This is a genomic window from Paenibacillus psychroresistens (assembly GCF_009728935.1).
GTDB lineage: Bacteria > Bacillota > Bacilli > Paenibacillales > NBRC-103111 > Paenibacillus_AC > Paenibacillus_AC psychroresistens.
On the sequence record NZ_CP034235.1, the window covers coordinates 1,730,141 to 1,748,029 of the forward strand.

Annotated in this window: 10 protein-coding genes; all 10 read left to right on the top strand. The window is 39.8% G+C overall.

Translation table 11 applies throughout. The features are described 5' to 3' along the window. The first annotated feature begins 241 nt into the window (after positions 1-241). The 10 genes from EHS13_RS36675 to EHS13_RS07905 all read left to right on the top strand — a co-directional run bounded on the left by EHS13_RS36675 (position 242) and on the right by EHS13_RS07905 (position 17,743). A complete protein-coding gene (locus tag EHS13_RS36675) occupies positions 242-2,683 on the top strand; it encodes a chitobiase/beta-hexosaminidase C-terminal domain-containing protein (RefSeq protein ID WP_227013837.1) in 2,442 nt (813 codons plus the stop codon). A 502-nt stretch (positions 2,684-3,185) separates the two neighbouring features. Continuing rightward, positions 3,186-4,532, top strand: coding sequence for an ABC transporter substrate-binding protein (locus EHS13_RS07865; protein ID WP_155699800.1), 1,347 nt, complete (start codon positions 3,186-3,188; stop codon positions 4,530-4,532). An 88-nt stretch (positions 4,533-4,620) separates the two neighbouring features. After that, complete coding sequence (locus tag EHS13_RS07870; RefSeq protein ID WP_155699801.1) at positions 4,621-5,502, top strand: carbohydrate ABC transporter permease; 882 nt, start codon at positions 4,621-4,623, stop codon at positions 5,500-5,502. Between the two features lies 1 nt (position 5,503). Continuing rightward, complete coding sequence (locus EHS13_RS07875; RefSeq protein ID WP_155699802.1) at positions 5,504-6,349, top strand: carbohydrate ABC transporter permease; 846 nt, start codon at positions 5,504-5,506, stop codon at positions 6,347-6,349. 138 nt (positions 6,350-6,487) lie between these two features. Next, positions 6,488-8,242 carry a sensor histidine kinase gene (locus EHS13_RS07880; RefSeq protein WP_155699803.1) on the top strand — a complete coding sequence of 585 codons (1,755 nt, stop codon included), beginning with the start codon at positions 6,488-6,490 and terminating at the stop codon, positions 8,240-8,242. 14 nt (positions 8,243-8,256) lie between these two features. Next, positions 8,257-8,991 carry a response regulator transcription factor gene (locus EHS13_RS07885; protein WP_155699804.1) on the top strand — a complete coding sequence of 245 codons (735 nt, stop codon included), beginning with the start codon at positions 8,257-8,259 and terminating at the stop codon, positions 8,989-8,991. Between the two features lie 17 nt (positions 8,992-9,008). Next, on the top strand, positions 9,009-10,283 hold the full coding sequence (locus tag EHS13_RS07890) for an ABC transporter substrate-binding protein (protein ID WP_155699805.1): 1,275 nt from the start codon (positions 9,009-9,011) through the stop codon (positions 10,281-10,283). A 133-nt stretch (positions 10,284-10,416) separates the two neighbouring features. Beyond that, positions 10,417-11,451: a glycoside hydrolase 5 family protein gene (locus EHS13_RS07895; RefSeq protein ID WP_162462999.1), complete on the top strand. Its 1,035-nt coding sequence runs from the start codon at positions 10,417-10,419 to the stop codon at positions 11,449-11,451. Positions 11,452-11,496: 45 nt separating this feature from the next. Beyond that, positions 11,497-15,714: a dockerin type I domain-containing protein gene (locus EHS13_RS07900; protein WP_155699807.1), complete on the top strand. Its 4,218-nt coding sequence runs from the start codon at positions 11,497-11,499 to the stop codon at positions 15,712-15,714. A gap of 88 nt (positions 15,715-15,802) precedes the next feature. Further along, complete coding sequence (locus EHS13_RS07905; protein WP_162463000.1) at positions 15,803-17,743, top strand: S-layer homology domain-containing protein; 1,941 nt, start codon at positions 15,803-15,805, stop codon at positions 17,741-17,743. Positions 17,744-17,889 lie beyond the last annotated feature (146 nt).

Genomic DNA, 17,889 nt, shown 5'->3' on the forward strand with positions numbered 1-17,889 from the left:
TATCTAAAGATATTTACCTAAAATATCTCTATGATTAATAGCAGAAGTTGTATCTCCTGTTATTTCGATATGTCTGTAATCGCTTACATAATTGCTTGGATTTTAAGGAGGTGAGGATATGAAGATTCTATTTTACAGAAAGGAATGATGAAGGGGAGCGAAAAATGGAGGCAGTATCGCATGGGTTCAAGATTTATTAATTGGCTGTAGCGTAGAAATATAATATGAGGAGTTGTATTAATTGAAAAAGAATTTAGCGATTTTAATGATTTTAACTTTGTTTTTGTCATTTATAATTATACTTGTCCCTACTGTAGCGAAGGGAGCACCTGCTGGTTTTGTAACGCAGGTCGGCAGAAATTTCAAGCTGAATGGATCGAACTTTTATTATGCAGGGAATAACACTTACTATCTCGGTTTGGATTCGGACCAGACGAAAGTGAATGCGCTTCTCCTCGGAAATCAACAAAAAGGAGTTAAGGTTTTACGCATCTGGGCCTTTAATAACAGAGCAAGCGATGGAATTCAAACCTCTTTAGGCGTATATAATGAAACTAACTTCAGGATACTCGACTACGCTGTTTGGAAAGCAGGCACTTATGGAATAAAGTTGATTATGACTTTGGTTAATAACTGGAATGACTATAACGGCATGCAGTGGTATGTGGATTCAAGATTGGGCACAGGTCAGCCCCATTATAAATTTTATTCGGATACTGCGGTTAAACAGGATTTCAAAAATTATACCAGCACTGTTTTGAATAGAACAAACTTTTATTCCGGTGTTGTGTACAAGAATGACCCCAACATATTTGCATGGGAGCTTACGAATGAAGGAAGAAATCAATCGTTACCGACGAATGATAATGGAGCCATGTTCTTGAATTGGGTAAATGAGATGGGTGCCTTTATTAAAGGCATAGATCCCGACCATATGCTGGCAACAGGCGAAGAAGGCTTTAAGTATGGCGGCACTCAAGGCGGAGAGCCGGATCTTGGACAGGACATGGTCGATTATAACATTAATATCTTAAGCTCCTATATTAACTTTGGCACCATCCATATTTATCCGCCTAATTGGGGGAATCGAGATGACGCTTGGGTTGACTATTATATCAAAGACAGGGCTGCCATTGCGCATAATGCCGGCAAGCCCATGATACTTGAAGAATATGGAGTTGAAACAACGGATAGCGCCTTTGGAGGCAGGGATGCACGCTTTGCTAAATGGCATACCTCTGTTTTGGAAGCGGACGTGGATGGAACTCACGTCTGGCAGATGGAAAACTTTGATAATCCTTCCTATAGCTTTAATTTCACGAATAGCGCAGCGACGTTGATTCAAAACCTGGCTGCTGCGCAGAATATTAAATCCGGCGGAACACCAACGCCAACTCCGAGTCCGACGCCAACGCCAACACCGGCCCCAGATGGAGTTATTGATTTATCGAATACTTCGACTAATGGTTCGCAGTTTGGCAGAAATGATACGGATCAGAAGAAACGGGCCCAAACCTTTACGGCGACTAATTTGCCGAAGATTCTCAGTGTGGATTTGAGATTGCGGAAAATTGCATCACCGACTAATATGACCGTGGAGCTATTTGCAACCAGCGCAAACAAGCCCACAGGCGCTGCTCTAAAAACAGCTACCGTAACGGCTAGCAGTATTGGCACAGCATTTGGCACAATAAATGTTCCATTTGCGTATACGGGTCTTGTTAATGGCACTAAATATGCCATAGTCCTAGGCCAAGGTACTGTGTCTAACACAGACTATTATGAATGGACCGTAGCGGCTACAAGCAGCACGGAGTATTTCAGTATGTACACAGGTACAACGTGGCTTGATAATTCAGCTTCCGGGGATGGATCAACCAAGCTTTATCTAGGTGCCTCCGGAACACCAACGCCGACACCAACACCAACGCCGACACCGCAACCAGCGGTAGCCACACCGGCATTCAATCCGGTTGCCGGCACTTATTCATCTGTACAGTCAGTGACGATAACGACCTCAACATCAGGCGATACTATAAGGTATACAACCGACGGAAGCACACCTACGGCGAGTTCTACGATTTATTCGGCGCCTGTTAGTGTGACAACAACCAAAACCTTAAAGGCAATCGGCCTTAAATCAGGCATGGCCAATTCGGCTGTAGCCAGCGCTTTATACACGATTACGGCACCAACGCCGACACCAACACCAGGTGTTATTAATTTATCCAATACTTCAACGACGGGCTCATCATTTGGTCGCAATGATTCCGATCAGAAGAAGCGGGCTCAAACGTTTACTGCAACTAATTTACAGAAAATTACCAGTCTGGATTTAAGAGTAAAGCGTGATAATGGAGTACCGAGCAATATGACGGTAGAGCTGTATGCAACCAGTGCAAACATGCCGACAGGAGCTGCGCTAAAATCGGTAACGGTTACAGCAAGCAGTATAAGCAGTTCGTTTGGCACAATATCGGTTCCTTTCGCCTATACAGGTCTTGTAAATGGAACTAAATATGCGATTGTTCTCAGTCAAGTAACATTGTCTAATTCAATATTCTATGAATGGGCCGTAGCCGCCACAAGCAGCACTGAATATTTCAGTATGTATACGGGTACAACCTGGCTTGATAATTCATCCTCTGGTGATGGATCTACCAAGATCTATGTTTCAAATTAACAAATAGCAGAATATGCTTTACAAAAATGAGGAGGCTGGTTTTAATAAACAGCCTCAGGCTGTTGAGAAACCAAGGACGTTACGGATTTGTATGTTGGCTTCGGGCACTCTTGAATTTGCATCCTTTTTTATTGAAATAAAACAGGTGGTAAGGATGCAATCTTCAAAGGCGCCACGTAAACTCTTCGCTCAACACACAAATCCTCCACTTCTGGTTTCTCAACAGCCTTTTTCATTTGCACCTACATACCTAAAGATAGTCCTAGAAAATCAAAGATAGTTTATTCTATTTCAATAGGCAAGGCTGTTAAGATTACATTACGTTAACGTGATCAAAGGCATGCCGCTAGAGCAGCAATTCGGGAAATAGATGATCTTTGAAAATCTAAAATGAAGTCTATAAATCTGAATTTGGTTACTTTAACTGAAAGTTTACATTTTATATATTTAAGCTGTAAACGATTCCAAAATACATTTTTTAGAAGAGAAAGGGAAGGTTAAAATGAAGAAAAAGTTATTGTTACAATCATTATCGCTCGTAATTATCATGTCCATGTTTGCAGGGTGTGGTAAGGAAGCTAAAACACCAGTTGATTCTGCAGCAGCACCGGCAGCATCCACAGCAGCATCCACAGCAGCAGTTGTAACAGAAGCACCGGCAACAGAAGCGCCAGCAACAGCTGCACCATCGACAGTTAAAGGTAAGATCACCTTTTTGAATCATCGTACGGATATCGCTGAAACTAAGATGAAGGAATACATTGCAGCATTCAAAGTATTGTATCCAGAAGCAGATGTTGAGAATCAAGCGGTAGCGAATCAGACCGATGTACTAAAGGTAAGAGCAGCAGCAAATGAACTGGCTGATGTTTCGTTCGTCGGCGGCGATGCAATGAAGAATGTAGATTATCCGAAATTTTTCTTGCCCATAGATGATTTAGGCTTCGCAGGTAAGGTTCTCTTTGAAAGTCAGAACATTATTGATGGTAAATTGTACGCCGTATCAAGCGGAGGCTCAATTACGGGTGTGCTTTATAACAAGAAAGCATACGCTGCTGCAGGAATCACTAAGACGCCTGTTACTCTTGATGAGTTTTACGCAGCTTGCGAATTGCTGAAAGCCAAAGGTATCGTACCGGTAGCTACGAATTATTTTGCTAAATGGCCTTTAGACCAATACGCTGCATTAGCCTACTCTATTGCAGATGACGTTGCTCTTAAGGATAAGAATGCTAAGATTGATGCTCCTTACACAATGGATTCCCCTTATGGAAAAGCGTTGGAAATTCTTCGGACATTAGCAGACAAGAAGTACACAGAGAAAGATTTGTTCTCTACGGACTGGGAAACTTCCAAAAAAGATTTGGCATCAGGTAAATTTGCCATGGCAGTGCTTGGCAACTGGGCAGTCCCACAGATTATCGAAAGTGGTTCAACATCAGAAGATATTGGATTCTTCCCGATGCCTGTCGACAATAGCGGCAAATTGGTAAGTCCAATTGGATCAGATGCCTTTATTGCCATTAGTAAGAATAGTAAGAATATTGATACTGCCAAAGCATTTGTCAAATTTTTCGTCGAACAATCGGGTTACGATAATGATTCCGGGTTCGTACCTGCATTGAAAGCAACCAAATCAACAGTACCGCAAATAGCTGATTTCATGGCAGCGAACCCTAAGTTATTGGAAACCGGTCCAACCTTAGAGTACACCAATAAAGTATCCAACAAAGCACAATTTGCCTTTCCTGATTTTGCACAAGAATATATGGTAGAACCTGATAAGCAAAAGGTGCTTGATAGATGGAATAAAAAATGGGCAGATGCACGTAAGGTTGTAACGGAGTAAAAACAATTTTGTATAAGATGTAGATGGAAAAGCCTATAGGAGACTATATAGGCTTTTCCATTAACTTTAAAGACAGAAGGTATGTAATATGAATCTAAGCTATTCAACACAAAAGAAACTTGTATTATTCACTTTCATCCTAATTCCCCTTACATTGCTGCTTACTTTTACGTATTATCCGGCAATGAATCTACTGTATTTAAGCACAACTTCATGGAATGGGATGGACCCTGTTAAGACATTTGTGGGGTTGGATAATTATAAGGAACTATTCTCAAACTATGAGCTTTTAAAGATTTTTTCACATAATTCGGCTTATTTATTAGCTGGAGTCATCCAGGTAACGTTAGCTTTGTACTTGGCTGTTATCTTGAATACTCGTTTAAGATGCAGGAACATCTACAAAGTCATTATCTTCCTGCCTGTTATTATGAATGGCGTTGCAATTGCGTTTATGTTCGCTTTTCTTTACAATCCGGAGTTTGGTGCTTTGAATACTTTAATAAGTAAAATAGGGCTGGAACAATATCGTGTGAATTGGTTAGGGAATCCTGATTTAGTGAACTTTTCATTGGCATTCATCAACATTTGGCGTTCTACTGGATTTACCATGGTGATTTTTATTGGCGCCTTACAATCCATTCCTAAAGATATTTATGAAGCAGCCCAGATTGATGGTGCATCCTTCTTTCAATCCTTTCGCCATATTACCTTACCCAGTATCTTGATTATCATTGAACTCAATATGTTTCTGACTGTTACCGGGGCAATAGAAGCATTTGATCTGCCTTTTGTCCTAACCAGAGGAGGACCCCTAGGCCATAGTGAAACCTTCGTTACCAAGACTATGAAAGTAGCATTCGAATTTGAGAATTTCGGTTTGGCATCTGCAATGGGGATAGTATTGTTGGTTATTGTAGCAACATTCGTTTTCCTGCAAAGAAGATTAATTTTAGGCAGGAGGGAATAATATGAAGCCTTCTAACGGACTTAACAAAAAATATTTATCGAGCTATTTGAAGCACGGATCCGCTTTGATAGCGGTATTAGTCATTTTATTCCCGCTTTATATGATTTTTATAAATGCCTTCAAGGGAAATGAGGAATATATAACATCTGGTTTGTTTGATATGCCAAACAGTTTTTTATATTGGAAGAATTTTAAAGTCGTTCTGCAAATTGGAAGAATGGGTCAAGCCTTTATCAATACCTTAATTCTAATCAGTATGTCGTTAACCTTCTATTTAATTTTAGGTACTATGCTTTCTTATGCATTAGGTAGATTCGAATTTAAAATGAAGAAATTGATCTTAGGCTTGTATGCAATGGCTGTGTTGATTCCTTCGATCACCACCCAAGTGGCTACATTTTCCATCATCAAAAATTTGGGGTTGTTCAATACGTTTTATGCGCCATCCTTACTATACATCGGATCAGACATAGTGCAAATCTATCTATATCTGCAATTTATTAAAAATATTCCGTATGAATTGGATGAATCGGCGATGATCGAGGGTGCTTCACTTTTTACCATTTATCGGAAGATCGTCCTACCCTTGCTTGCACCAGCTACAGCAACTATAGCCATATTGAAAACATTAGGCATTTATAACGATATTTACACTCCCTATCTATACATGCCGTCACCAAAATTAGGTGTTATCTCGACCACATTATTGAGATTTAAGGGAACGCATAGTGCACAGTGGAACATGATCTGTGCCGGAATATTGATTGTATTACTGCCAACCGTTATCCTGTACTTATTTTTGCAAAAGTACATTTTCGCAGGGATTGCAAGCGGCGCCGTTAAATAAAAAAAGCTTAAAAACCAGGATGCGGGGGTTCCCGTATTCTTTTGTTTTTCTGTAGGGGCGACAATTGCAAGAGAAAGGGAAGTTGTTGTGATAGAGAATAACAATGAAACGAATCACTCGCGAATTTGGGCTGTTTTCATGAATATTAGCATGGAAAAAAGATTGATCCTGGTGTTTATTCTTCTGGTTATTATCCCCATTACCTCTATCAGCTACGTTTCCTATAAAAATTACGATAAGACCATCCAGTCCAATGCAATCGAATATGTAACAGAGCTGAGCTCACAGTTAATTTCAAATTTAGATGATTATATATTAGATATGAATACAATTGCGATGATTCCCCTGTATTCTAGCTGGCCTTCTATGGACTTACAAGGCTTGCTGGAAGACCCGAATATAGATCTGGAGAAAGAACGTCAAATGGACGACTACATTCAACTGCTTAGCAACTTTAAGGGCGGCACAGATTCAATCTATATATTTGACAATTATGGCCACATTTTTTTCAAGAAAAATAATGAAGGCTTGCGCAAGGATATTAATCAACGTTTCCCAGAATGGCAGAAATTAACGCGCAGCTCGGATGGTCAATCTTTGCTGATTAGTACTCAGGAGGTTTCGTCTACTAATAATGCCAAGTATGTTTTTAGCATCATCCAAGATATTAAGAATACGACTACCATGGAATCTGTAGGCACAATTGTGATTGACGCGAATGTAAAAGTGATCGAGAAAGAGGTTAGAGGCCTGGATGCAGTGACCAAGGGCAAGACACTGATCATTGATAAGTTCAATAACGTCATTTTTGATTCCGGGAAGCAATTGCTGACGCAGAATCTTACCGGTGATCCGGTCATTCAACAAGCCATTGGAGACAATGGAAGCTTTACAATTGCGATAAATGGTGAAGAATTTATATGCTCATATCTAAAATCACAGAAAACCGCTTGGAAAATGATTGTTTATATCCCCATACACGACTTGACTAAAAAGGCATCTGCTACAAAGGATTTTGCCTTTATAGCTACTTCTGTGATTTTTGTTTTGGCGTTATTTATTTCGGTTTACTTGGTTATCGCGATGACAAATCCATTACGAAAGCTGACAAAGCTGATGGAAAAAGTCCAGAAAGGCGACTGGGATGTGCGGTTTCACGTTAAATACAAAGATGAAGCGGGCGTTCTGGGCTCATCCTTTAACAGGATGATAAAGCGCATTAAAGAATTAATCGAAGAAATCCACCTGACCAATATGCGCAAACGAATTGCCGAAACAGAAGCGCTGCAAAGTCAAATCAATCCGCATTTTATATATAACACTTTGGAGACTATTCGGATGTCGGCATTATTGAACGATGACATGGAAGTATCCGAGATGATCTATGTACTGGGCAATATGATGTCCTATAGTATAAATCGCGGTAATGAGCTGGTCGCTTTGCGTGATGAAATCGAACACTTGCACAATTACATGCTGCTGCAAAATTACCGTTTCGATAATAAATTTGAATTCAAGGTAGAGATACCTGAAGAGGCTTACCATTTTCCAATGATTAAATTAATTTTTCAGCCGATAGTTGAAAATGCAATCTTTCATGGCTTGGAGAAGCAGAAAGGGAGCTGTCTAATAATTATTCTTGTAAAAGTGGAGGCTGAAGAAATCGTATTTATGATTACGGACAACGGGATCGGGATGAATGAGGCAGAGTTACTAAGACTGAGACAGCAAATAGATAAGGATCAGTATGATCTATTCTCAAAGCATAAAATCGGTTTGCGTAATGTGCATCAACGGATCAAGCTTCATTACAATTCATCAAATGGGCTAGTTATTAATAGTCAATTAAAGGTTGGAACCACGGTCACATTCAGCTTACCGAAATTCAAATAAGGGAGTTCATTGGTATGATGAAAATTGCGATTGTTGATGATGAGATGAAGATACGATTGGGGCTTGCCAAAATGATCGAGCAGGCTAGCTTGAATTACAAAATAATCGGCTGCTATCCAAATGGAGAAGAAGCTTTAAAAGAAATCAAATTAATTGGCGTGGATGTTGTCATAACCGACATCAAGATGCCTGATATGGATGGTTTACAGCTGACAAAGGAGATAAGGGAATGGAATTCTACGGTGCACTGCATTATTCTGAGTGGATTTCGTGATTTCGATTTCGCTAGAATGGCGATGCGAAACGGAGTAGAGGATTATCTGACGAAGCCGGTTAATAGAGAAGAATTGTATCGTTTATTGGAGAGGCTGAATAATAATTTACAAATTGAAATACCACCTAAAGCTGATGTAGATCAAGCGGTTATTAGTCGTATCATTTCTTTGGCAGTCAAACAAATGGATGAGGAATATTATAAAGATTTCAACTTGAAGGAATTATCGGAAAAAGCAGCTTTGAATCCAAATTACATTAGACAACTGTTCAGGTCGCAGAAGGGGCAATCGATAACGGATTATCTGATGCATCTCCGGGTTGAGAAGGCCAAAGAGTTGTTAAAATATAATCTCGAGCTGAAGGTATATGAGGTTGGTGAGCTCGTTGGCTATTCCGACGCTGTCTATTTTAACCGGATGTTTAAAAAAATAGTAGGCATGACACCTAAATACTATAAAGAAAACAGCCGGTAATAAGAGGGGAGATTAATGTGAACATAAAGCTGTTGTTTCAGGCATCTTCGCTTCTATTAATCCTATCGCTGTTTGCTGGCTGCAATAAGGCTGCAATTGCTCCATCTGTAACTGAAGATTCGAAGGCGCAAGTCAAAGGGAAGATTACGTTCTTGAATCACCGCACCGACATCGATGAGACGAAGATGAAAGGCTATCTGGCCGCTTTTAAAAAATTGTATCCTCTGGCAGAGGTCGAAAATCAGGCAGTGCCTGATCAAAGCAGTATCGTCAAGGTTCGTGCTGCTTCGGGTCAATTGCCGGATGTTGTATTGGTTGGCGGCGATGTAATGAGGCTTAAAGATTACCCGAAGTTTTTCATCCCTTTAGATGATTTAGGCTTTGAAGGCAAGATTCATTTTGAGGATCAGAATAGGATCGCTGGAAAATTATACGGTATATCCAGCGGAGGCTCTATCACTGGGGTGCTTTATAATAAGAAAGCTTTTTTGAGTGCCGGCATCCGTGAGGTTCCAACTACACTTGATGCGTTTTATGCTGCCTGCGAAAAGCTAAAGCTTCAAGGTATTGTGCCTGTGGCTATAAACTTTAAGGATATTTGGCCTTTAGCACAATACGAAAAATTAGCTCAATCCATTGCGGGAGATGCCTTTATTCTCAACAAGCTTTCCATGATAGATACGCCGTTTACCCAGAACTCCGCCTATGGCAAAGCGTTGGAAATTCTGCGGACACTAGCGACCAAAAAGTATATCGAAAAGGACTTGTTCTCAACCAACTGGGAAGCATCCAAAAAGAATCTGGCCTCAGGTGAATTTGCTATGGCAGTACTTGGCAATTGGGCTATTCCACAGATTATTGAGAATGGGGCAAAAGCAGAGGATATTGGGTTTTTCCCAATGCCCGTCGACAACAGCGGCAAGTTAGTGAGCTTGATCGGATCAGATGCAGTGCTTGCGATCAGCAATACCAGCAAAAATATTGCTACAGCGAAGGCGTTTGTCAAATTTTTTGTTGAACAATCGGGATACGACAGTGATTCCGGCTTTATACCTACATTGATCTCAACAACACCGAAATTGCAGCAGCTAGCGGATTTCATGAGTGGAAAGCCTAAATTAATGGAAGGTGGCCCAACTAATGAGTTTACTAATAAGCTAATGAACAAAGCCCAGTTTTCATTCCCTAATCTTGCACAAGAGTACGTGGTAATTGCTGAGAAGGATAAGCAAAGTGTGTTTGATAAATACAACAAAAAATGGGCGGGCGCGCGCAAAGCTTTAGGACAATAATTTTTTTTGATAACCTAAATTGAAGCCTATAAATATGAAATGGGTTACTTTAATGGTTACTTCATCTTCTATATATTTATGCTGTAAGCGATTTCAAATTTGTATTATATCAAGGGATATTGGGGGATTAAGAATGTTTGCTTATGCAGATGGAACGTATTTTATAGTCGATGAAAAGCCTTTCTATTTTCAAGGTAATAACACTTATTTTTTGGGATTACTAGAAGGCCGATTAACTTTGGAGGACATTGATCGTATCTTAGCGGAAAATGCTCGAATGGGAATTAAGGTCATGCGAATTTGGGCATTTAACAGTGGACCCAAACCGGGTGCAATTCAACCTAAACTGGATGAATTCAATGAAGAAGCTCTGCAACGACTGGATTATGTCGTCAATAAAGCTAAGGAGCATGGCATTATGTTGATTTTACCATTCGTCAATTACTGGGAGGATTTATGCGGAATGCAGTGGTATGTGGACGAAACCTTAGGTTCCGGTCATTCCATCAATGAGTTTTATACGGATGAAACGGTTAAATCTCATTATCGCAATTATATTCGCATGCTGATTGAACGAAGGAATATTTTTACCAACGTTCTCTACAGAGACGAGCCGGCGATATTTGCATGGGAGCTGGCAAATGAACCACGAAATAAAAATGACGATTTTACGGGTACGAAATTATTTCTTTGGGCTTCTGAAATGGCGCAATATATTAAAGTGCTCGACCCTAATCATATGGTGGCAACTGGGGAAGAAGGCTTCAAAACCGGTGATGAGGACTGGGTTGATAATGGGTCGGAAGGTCTGGATTTTAGTCGCAATATCAGCATTCCAGAGATTGACTTTGCAACCGTTCACCTCTACATGGATGGATGGGATAAAGACTATGCTTGGACCGAAGCCTTCATGCAGGACCGAGCTGCGATCGCAAAAAAATCCAATAAACCGATTGTTCTGGAAGAGTATGGCAGGCCATTTGAGAAGATGGATCAGCGTGAGGAAGCTTTCCGTTTCTGGCATAGTAAAGTATTGGAGTTTGGATATGCAGGTGCTATGGTTTGGCAAATGGAGGATACGGATGATCTCGGTTTTGCCTTTAGCTTTAAGGGCAATGCCGGTCAAACTATGCTCGAACAATCAATGCTAATGAATGCTAAAGCTTAGTCTATTAATAGATTGAAAATCAGCTATTTAGGGGGAATAAAAGTAATGAGTATGCTATTTAAGAAATCGTTAAGCTTAGCTTTATGTTTAATATTAATGCTAGGGGTATTTACATTCAATCTCTCTGTAGTAAATGCTTCAGGCGCTTCAGGCACATACCCAACCCAAGATCTCGAATATAACTTTAATGACGGTACAACAATGAGCTGGGATAAAGATTGGGGAGATCCTCTCGTATCCTTGGAGCACAGTACGTTTATGTCAGATGGCAATAACACAGGCGCATTAGCGGCTCATGTTAATTTTACAGGTGGTGGGTTTGATAATGGCAATATTGGCGGTTGGCTTGGTTCGTCGCAAGAGGTTGTAGATCTGACACAGTATAAAAGCATTGAATATGATTTATTCATCCACGAACCAGACAATCTATTGGGTGTGTTGAAAGTAGAAACAGCACTTAATGGCGGATTATATGAAGATCTAAATGACTGGTCCGAGTTCAATTTAGCCGCACTGAACAAAGTAACCATAAATGGTAAAGTATATGGAAAAATTCATAAGAAGGTTTCCTTGAAAAATGCAATCAATAAAGCACTGAACAAAAAGCTGACAATAAGATTAGCAGGCGCAGGTGTTCAATACGACGGCATCATCTATGTGGATAACGTTGTCATTCATAAAACGAATAATATTGTTTATGATTTTAACGACGGTACGGCCATGAATTGGATTCCTGCATGGGGGGACGCATTGGGTACGGTAACGAACAGCACTAATCAGGGAAATCTCAATGAAGGAAGATTAATGGTGAATACTGCTTTCTCAAGCGGTGGTTGGAAAGAGGCCAATGTAAAAACAATTTTAAGCGGAAACTCAGCCGTCAAAACAGATTTATCGAACTTTGGCAAAATAGAATATGACGTATTAATTCCCAATCCAACAGGCTTTACAGGGCTTCTGAAAGTAGCTGCAGCATTTAATGATCCTTGGGGTGATATTAGCAGCTTTGAGACTTATGATGTTACTAATCAAGCTACTGTCGAGATAAACGGAATTACCTATGCGAAAATTCATATGGTGAATTCCTTGACGGCAATTGCTAACAAATCAGCTGTAGGTGAGCTAGTTATCCGGCTTGCTAGTGATAATAGCAGCTATACGGGTCCAATCTATCTCGACAATATTACGGTTTTTGCACTGGAGGATACCTCGATAAACATAGATTCTCCGACTCCATTTCAAGATTTGGCAGGTAATGTGAGTATTGTTTGTACGGTTGCTACTCCAGAATTGGTATCTGCTAGTTCTGTTACGGTTATTACAGCCACCAATCATGTGATTTCTTTGGCACTAAATGCAAATGGAAAGTACGAAGGGACTTGGAATGCCTCCTTAGAGCCTGAAGGTTTTATGAAGCTCACAGCTAATCTTATTGCTTCCGATAATAGTACGGCAATAAAGCAGACAGAAGTTTACATTAAGAATAGCAAAATAGAGGTTGATATTGTTTCTCCGACATTAGCCTCAGCGGTCTCCAATACTTATGAGATTAAAGCTTCCGTTACTAACGGTGATGCTAATCCAATAAACAGCGTAGAGCTGGAAGTATACGGTTCCGAAGCAGTGAAGTATTACAAAACAGATATGAGCTTAAATAACGGATTCTATAAAGCAAATTTGGACAGCACAGCTTTTACAGATGGAGCTTATGTATTAAAAATAAATGCTAAGACTGCAAATCATACAACCTCAGCAACTACAGAAATCATTATTCACAACGGCAGTGGAGTGGGTTCGATCGTAGCTAAACACGGCACACAATTTTCATTGGATAATAAGACCTTTTATTTCAATGGATGGAATGCCTATGACTTGTCCTATAAGGACGATGTAACTAAGAATAGCAATGATAAAGCGATTATCTATACAGCAGATGGCGAGAAAATAGAATTATTAATCAAGAAAAATTCCGTTGTTTCGTACAAAGAGCAGATAGACCGGAATATACTTGAAGCTAAGAAATTAGGTGCTACTGTACTTAGAACCTGGGGATACAATACGGAAAACGGCAATACCCATTCCTTTTACAATTCAGATTGGACTTTTAATGAAGATCAGTTCAAAGAGTTTGACTATGTGATGGAAAGCGCGAGGAGAAATGGGATTAAGGTCATTATTACGCTTAGTAATTATTGGGACGATCTTGGCGGCATAAAGAAGTATACAGAGCACCTCGGCTTGAGCTCGAAGCTTAAATTTTTTACGGAGCCTTCTGCTAAAGATTTATTCAAAGCCTATATCGATAAATTTACAAGTAGAGTGAATACCTTAACTAATATTAAGTACTCCGATGATCCTACTATTTTTGCTTGGGATTTAATGAATGAACCTAGAATGGACAAAAATGAAGACAATACGGCAGATAAGAGTTTATATGATCCGAATGGTCAGAAGCTAGGTGCATGGATCAATGAAATGACAACTTACACCAAAACCAAGGATTCGAACCATATGGTGACGGTTGGAGCAGAATCTCATGGCTATCGAAATCCTGCTGCTAATAATGAACCATGGGCAAGAACAGATGAAGGTTTTGGCGACGATCCGATATCTGTATTGAACCAGCCTGATGTGGATTTCCTGACTTTTCATCCTTATCCAAACGCAAACTGGCTTCGCTACACTAGAGATCAAACACGAGCATTAATTCAAGGCATTGTAAACGATGGGCACGCTATTAATAAACCAGTTGTAATGGAAGAATGGAACATTCAACGGAATGAGGCAGTGAGGGATCCAGCTAATGGGGATGCGACTGTTGAAATTACAGATGCAAGCTATCCTGCTGTTAGGCTTGAATTGTATAAAGATCTATTAAAGACTTTCAGAGAGGCAGGCGGAGATGGCAGTAATTTTTGGTCGATTCTAGTTAATGAAGCGGATGCTGGATTTAGTCAAACTTCATATAATCCTGCTTATGCTGTAGAGAATGATAGATTGCTTAACCTTGCTTATTTAGATGAAAGTAAGCTGATGAATGCTAAGACGGGGCTTAATCTCTCTTCATCACCAGGCACACCAACCCCAACACCAGCACCAACTTCAACACCGACAGCAGCTGTTATAGATATATCGCATACATCAAATAATGGCTCTCAGTTCGGAAGAAACGACAGCGATCAGCATAAGCGGTATCAAACATTTATTGCAACGGGTATGCCAAAAGTAACCGCTGTGGATTTGAGACTTAAGAAAATAGGAACAGCAAGTAATTTAACGGTAGAGTTGTTTGCGACAAGCGGAGGTAAGCCCACTGGAACGGCGTTAGCCTCTGCGCAATTAACGGCAAATGCCGTTTCAGCATCATTTGCAGCAGTGAATGTTCCCATTTCTTATGCGGGCCTTGTGAGCGGTGTTAAATATGCAGTAGTTCTCGGCCAATTAACCGTTTCCAATGCAGACTATTATGAATGGGCTGTAGAGAACGTTAATAGTGCGCTTGAGTTCGGCATGTATTCAGGAACGACTTGGCTTGACAATTCTAATTCAGGTGATGGATCAACGAAGATTTATGTTGCATCAGTGGCTACACCAACACCAACACCGACACCGACGCCAACACCGACACCAACACCGACACCAACGCCAACAGCAATACCCGCGGTGATCACACTCTCGACTGAAAAAGCTATTGTCAATACAGGTGAATCCCTAGTTTTAACAGTGAAAGCAAGCCATGTAACCAATCTTAAAGGATTTGATTTGCAGGTTTCCTACGATAAAACTCTTTTTGAGCTCACTGCTGCTTCATTGGATGGAGAGTTTGTGAATGCGGTAAACAATGAAACTGGGTTTCTTGACTACAGTGATGACAGAGTAAACGGAAAAGTCCAAGTCATTGGAGCATTGCTCGGAAATGCTTTCAAATCGGGAGATGTGAAATTCTTAAAGCTTACATTTATGGCAAAGACCAATGTGGATGCTAAGACAGGGTTCACAATTCTTAACCAATCCAGCTTAAGTGACAAAAATGGAGTGATTAGCCCCACTGTTACAGATATTCAGAAGGAGCTAGTAATCGCCAATCCAGATGTGGATCACAGCAATACTGTCAATATTAGCGATTTGATCGCAGTTGCTAATCTTTTTATGAAGATTTCAACAGATACTGGCTATCTAGCCATTTGCGATCTTAATAAAGACGGCATTATCAACATATTTGACATTGCCTATGTGGGTAAAGTTATCTTGCATAAAAATTAAGAAATGGTTTGAAATTTTGGAGAGAAAAACAAATCGGTTCTTTCGGAGCCGATTTGTTTTTTTAAATTTAAAGAAGGGGGTTAACATTATGAAAAGAACTCGGGAGATCATTCTGTCCATTGCATTATCCATTTCTATGATCTTAGCGGTATTTCCTAGCTCTGCCCATGCAGTCACTGAAAATCAGATCGTATTGGATACGGGCTCTGCTACAACTAAAGAAGGCAGTACATTTATGGTTCATTTGAAGGGGATTAATATTTCGGACATGTATGCTTTACAATTTACCCTTGCTTTTGATGAGGCTTATTTGAAGCTGGAGGCAATTTCCTTTGAAAATGGTTATGTACTTAGCGCAATAAATGAGCAGACTGAAAATCATCATTTGCAGATAACCTATGCATTACTCAACAATACAATAAGTAAAACGAATAAAAGCACACTTGAAATAGCTGAAATCAGCTTTAAGTCCTTAAAAACCGGAGTAACGACGATAAGTTTAAACAACATGCTTGCTTATTCATTAGACTTAAACAATTTAGCGCCAATAAATGAGAACTTACATTATGAGCTGATTCAAACCATAGAGGAGAAATCTAACATACCGACAACAAAACCAACAAGCACACCATCACCAGTAACACCACCAACAACAACATTATCATCATCACCAATAGCGTCTGCAAACCCAGTATTTTCACCCATAAATACATTTGATCCAAAGGAAATTGAAAAAGTAACAAAAGGATTGGAATTAACATTAGAGAAGCTTACTAAACAACATGAGAAGGACAAGCAGTTTTTACAAAGGGAAGCAATAAAAGCGGTTGAAGCTGCAATTGAAAAGCAATCTGAACTAAATGTATCGAATTCCGTTATCATTAATGGCAATGTCGCTACTTTGAAAATGGCTGCAGATCAATTTACTGAACTGTTCAAAACGATTTATGATAATGCTGAGAAATGGAATGATCTATTAAAAGAACTTGATTCAACTATTTCGAAGGCAAAAGTAACCGTAACACTCAATCTAGGTGTGCAAGCTTCCAAAGAAGTAGCGGTACAGATCAATGCTGATATCATTCAAAAAGCAAAAGCTAATGGGATTGATGTTATTAGTATAAAAGTTAATGGAGTATCATTAGCAGTGGATGTAGATCAATTCCAAGGTGATACCATCCTGAATATTGCTAAGCAACCGGCATCAGCAGCTACGAATGCTACTGATTTAAAGCTTGCTTCAGAAGTATTTAGCTTTGAGTTTTTAGATAGCAGCCAGAAGAGTGTTGTATTTACAAAACCTGTTGTCATCAAGCTGCCTATTGCAAATGCTGTTGGTTTTAATACCGATATCCTTACACTTGCAAAAATTATTGACGGCAAACTAGAATTTTATGGCGGCCAATACATGGAAGAGGGTCATTATTTTGAAAGCACAAGGAAATCATTTTCTACCTATGTGATTGTTGAGAATAAGGTTGCGTTTAATGATACATCCAGCGTGCAAAGCTGGGCAGGCAAGGAAATAGCAATCGCAGCTGCGAAAGGCATAGTGCAAGGTCGCGGTGATCAGAAGTTCGTTCCTAATGAAAAGGTTACCCGTGCAGAGTTTGCTACTATGATCGTAAAAGCTTTTCATTTAGAAGATGAATCGGCTACATCAGATTTCAAGGATGTGAAAGACAAGGATTGGTATAAGTCAGCTGTCGCAGTTGCCGCTAGGGATGGATTAATCAATGGGCGTACACAAGATCAGTTTGTGCCTAATGACTTTATTAGCCGTGCTGAAATGGCAACTATTGCTGCCAGAGCTCTAAAGTTTGTGAAAGGATACAAGAATAGCGCAGATGCAAACGAAGCACTTGTTAAATTTAAAGATGCTGCACTCATTCATCCTTTTTTAAAAGAAGAAGTAGCTCTAACAGTAAGTTTAGGGATTGTTAAAGGTGTTGACAGCAGTTTTAATCCGAACGGTCTATCTTCACGTGCTGAGGCAACAGTTGTTATTTCAAGACTCTTGAACTTATAACCCTCGCACTGAGAAAATCTTGTTAATCACGCGCGGCTAAATTTTCACATTGTTAAATAAGGCTTTTTATTAGTCGATTTATGATTTTTTTAGTCCATTTTAGAGGTTTTTCAACATTTTTTGCATTTTTTTGAAATTAATGTTGA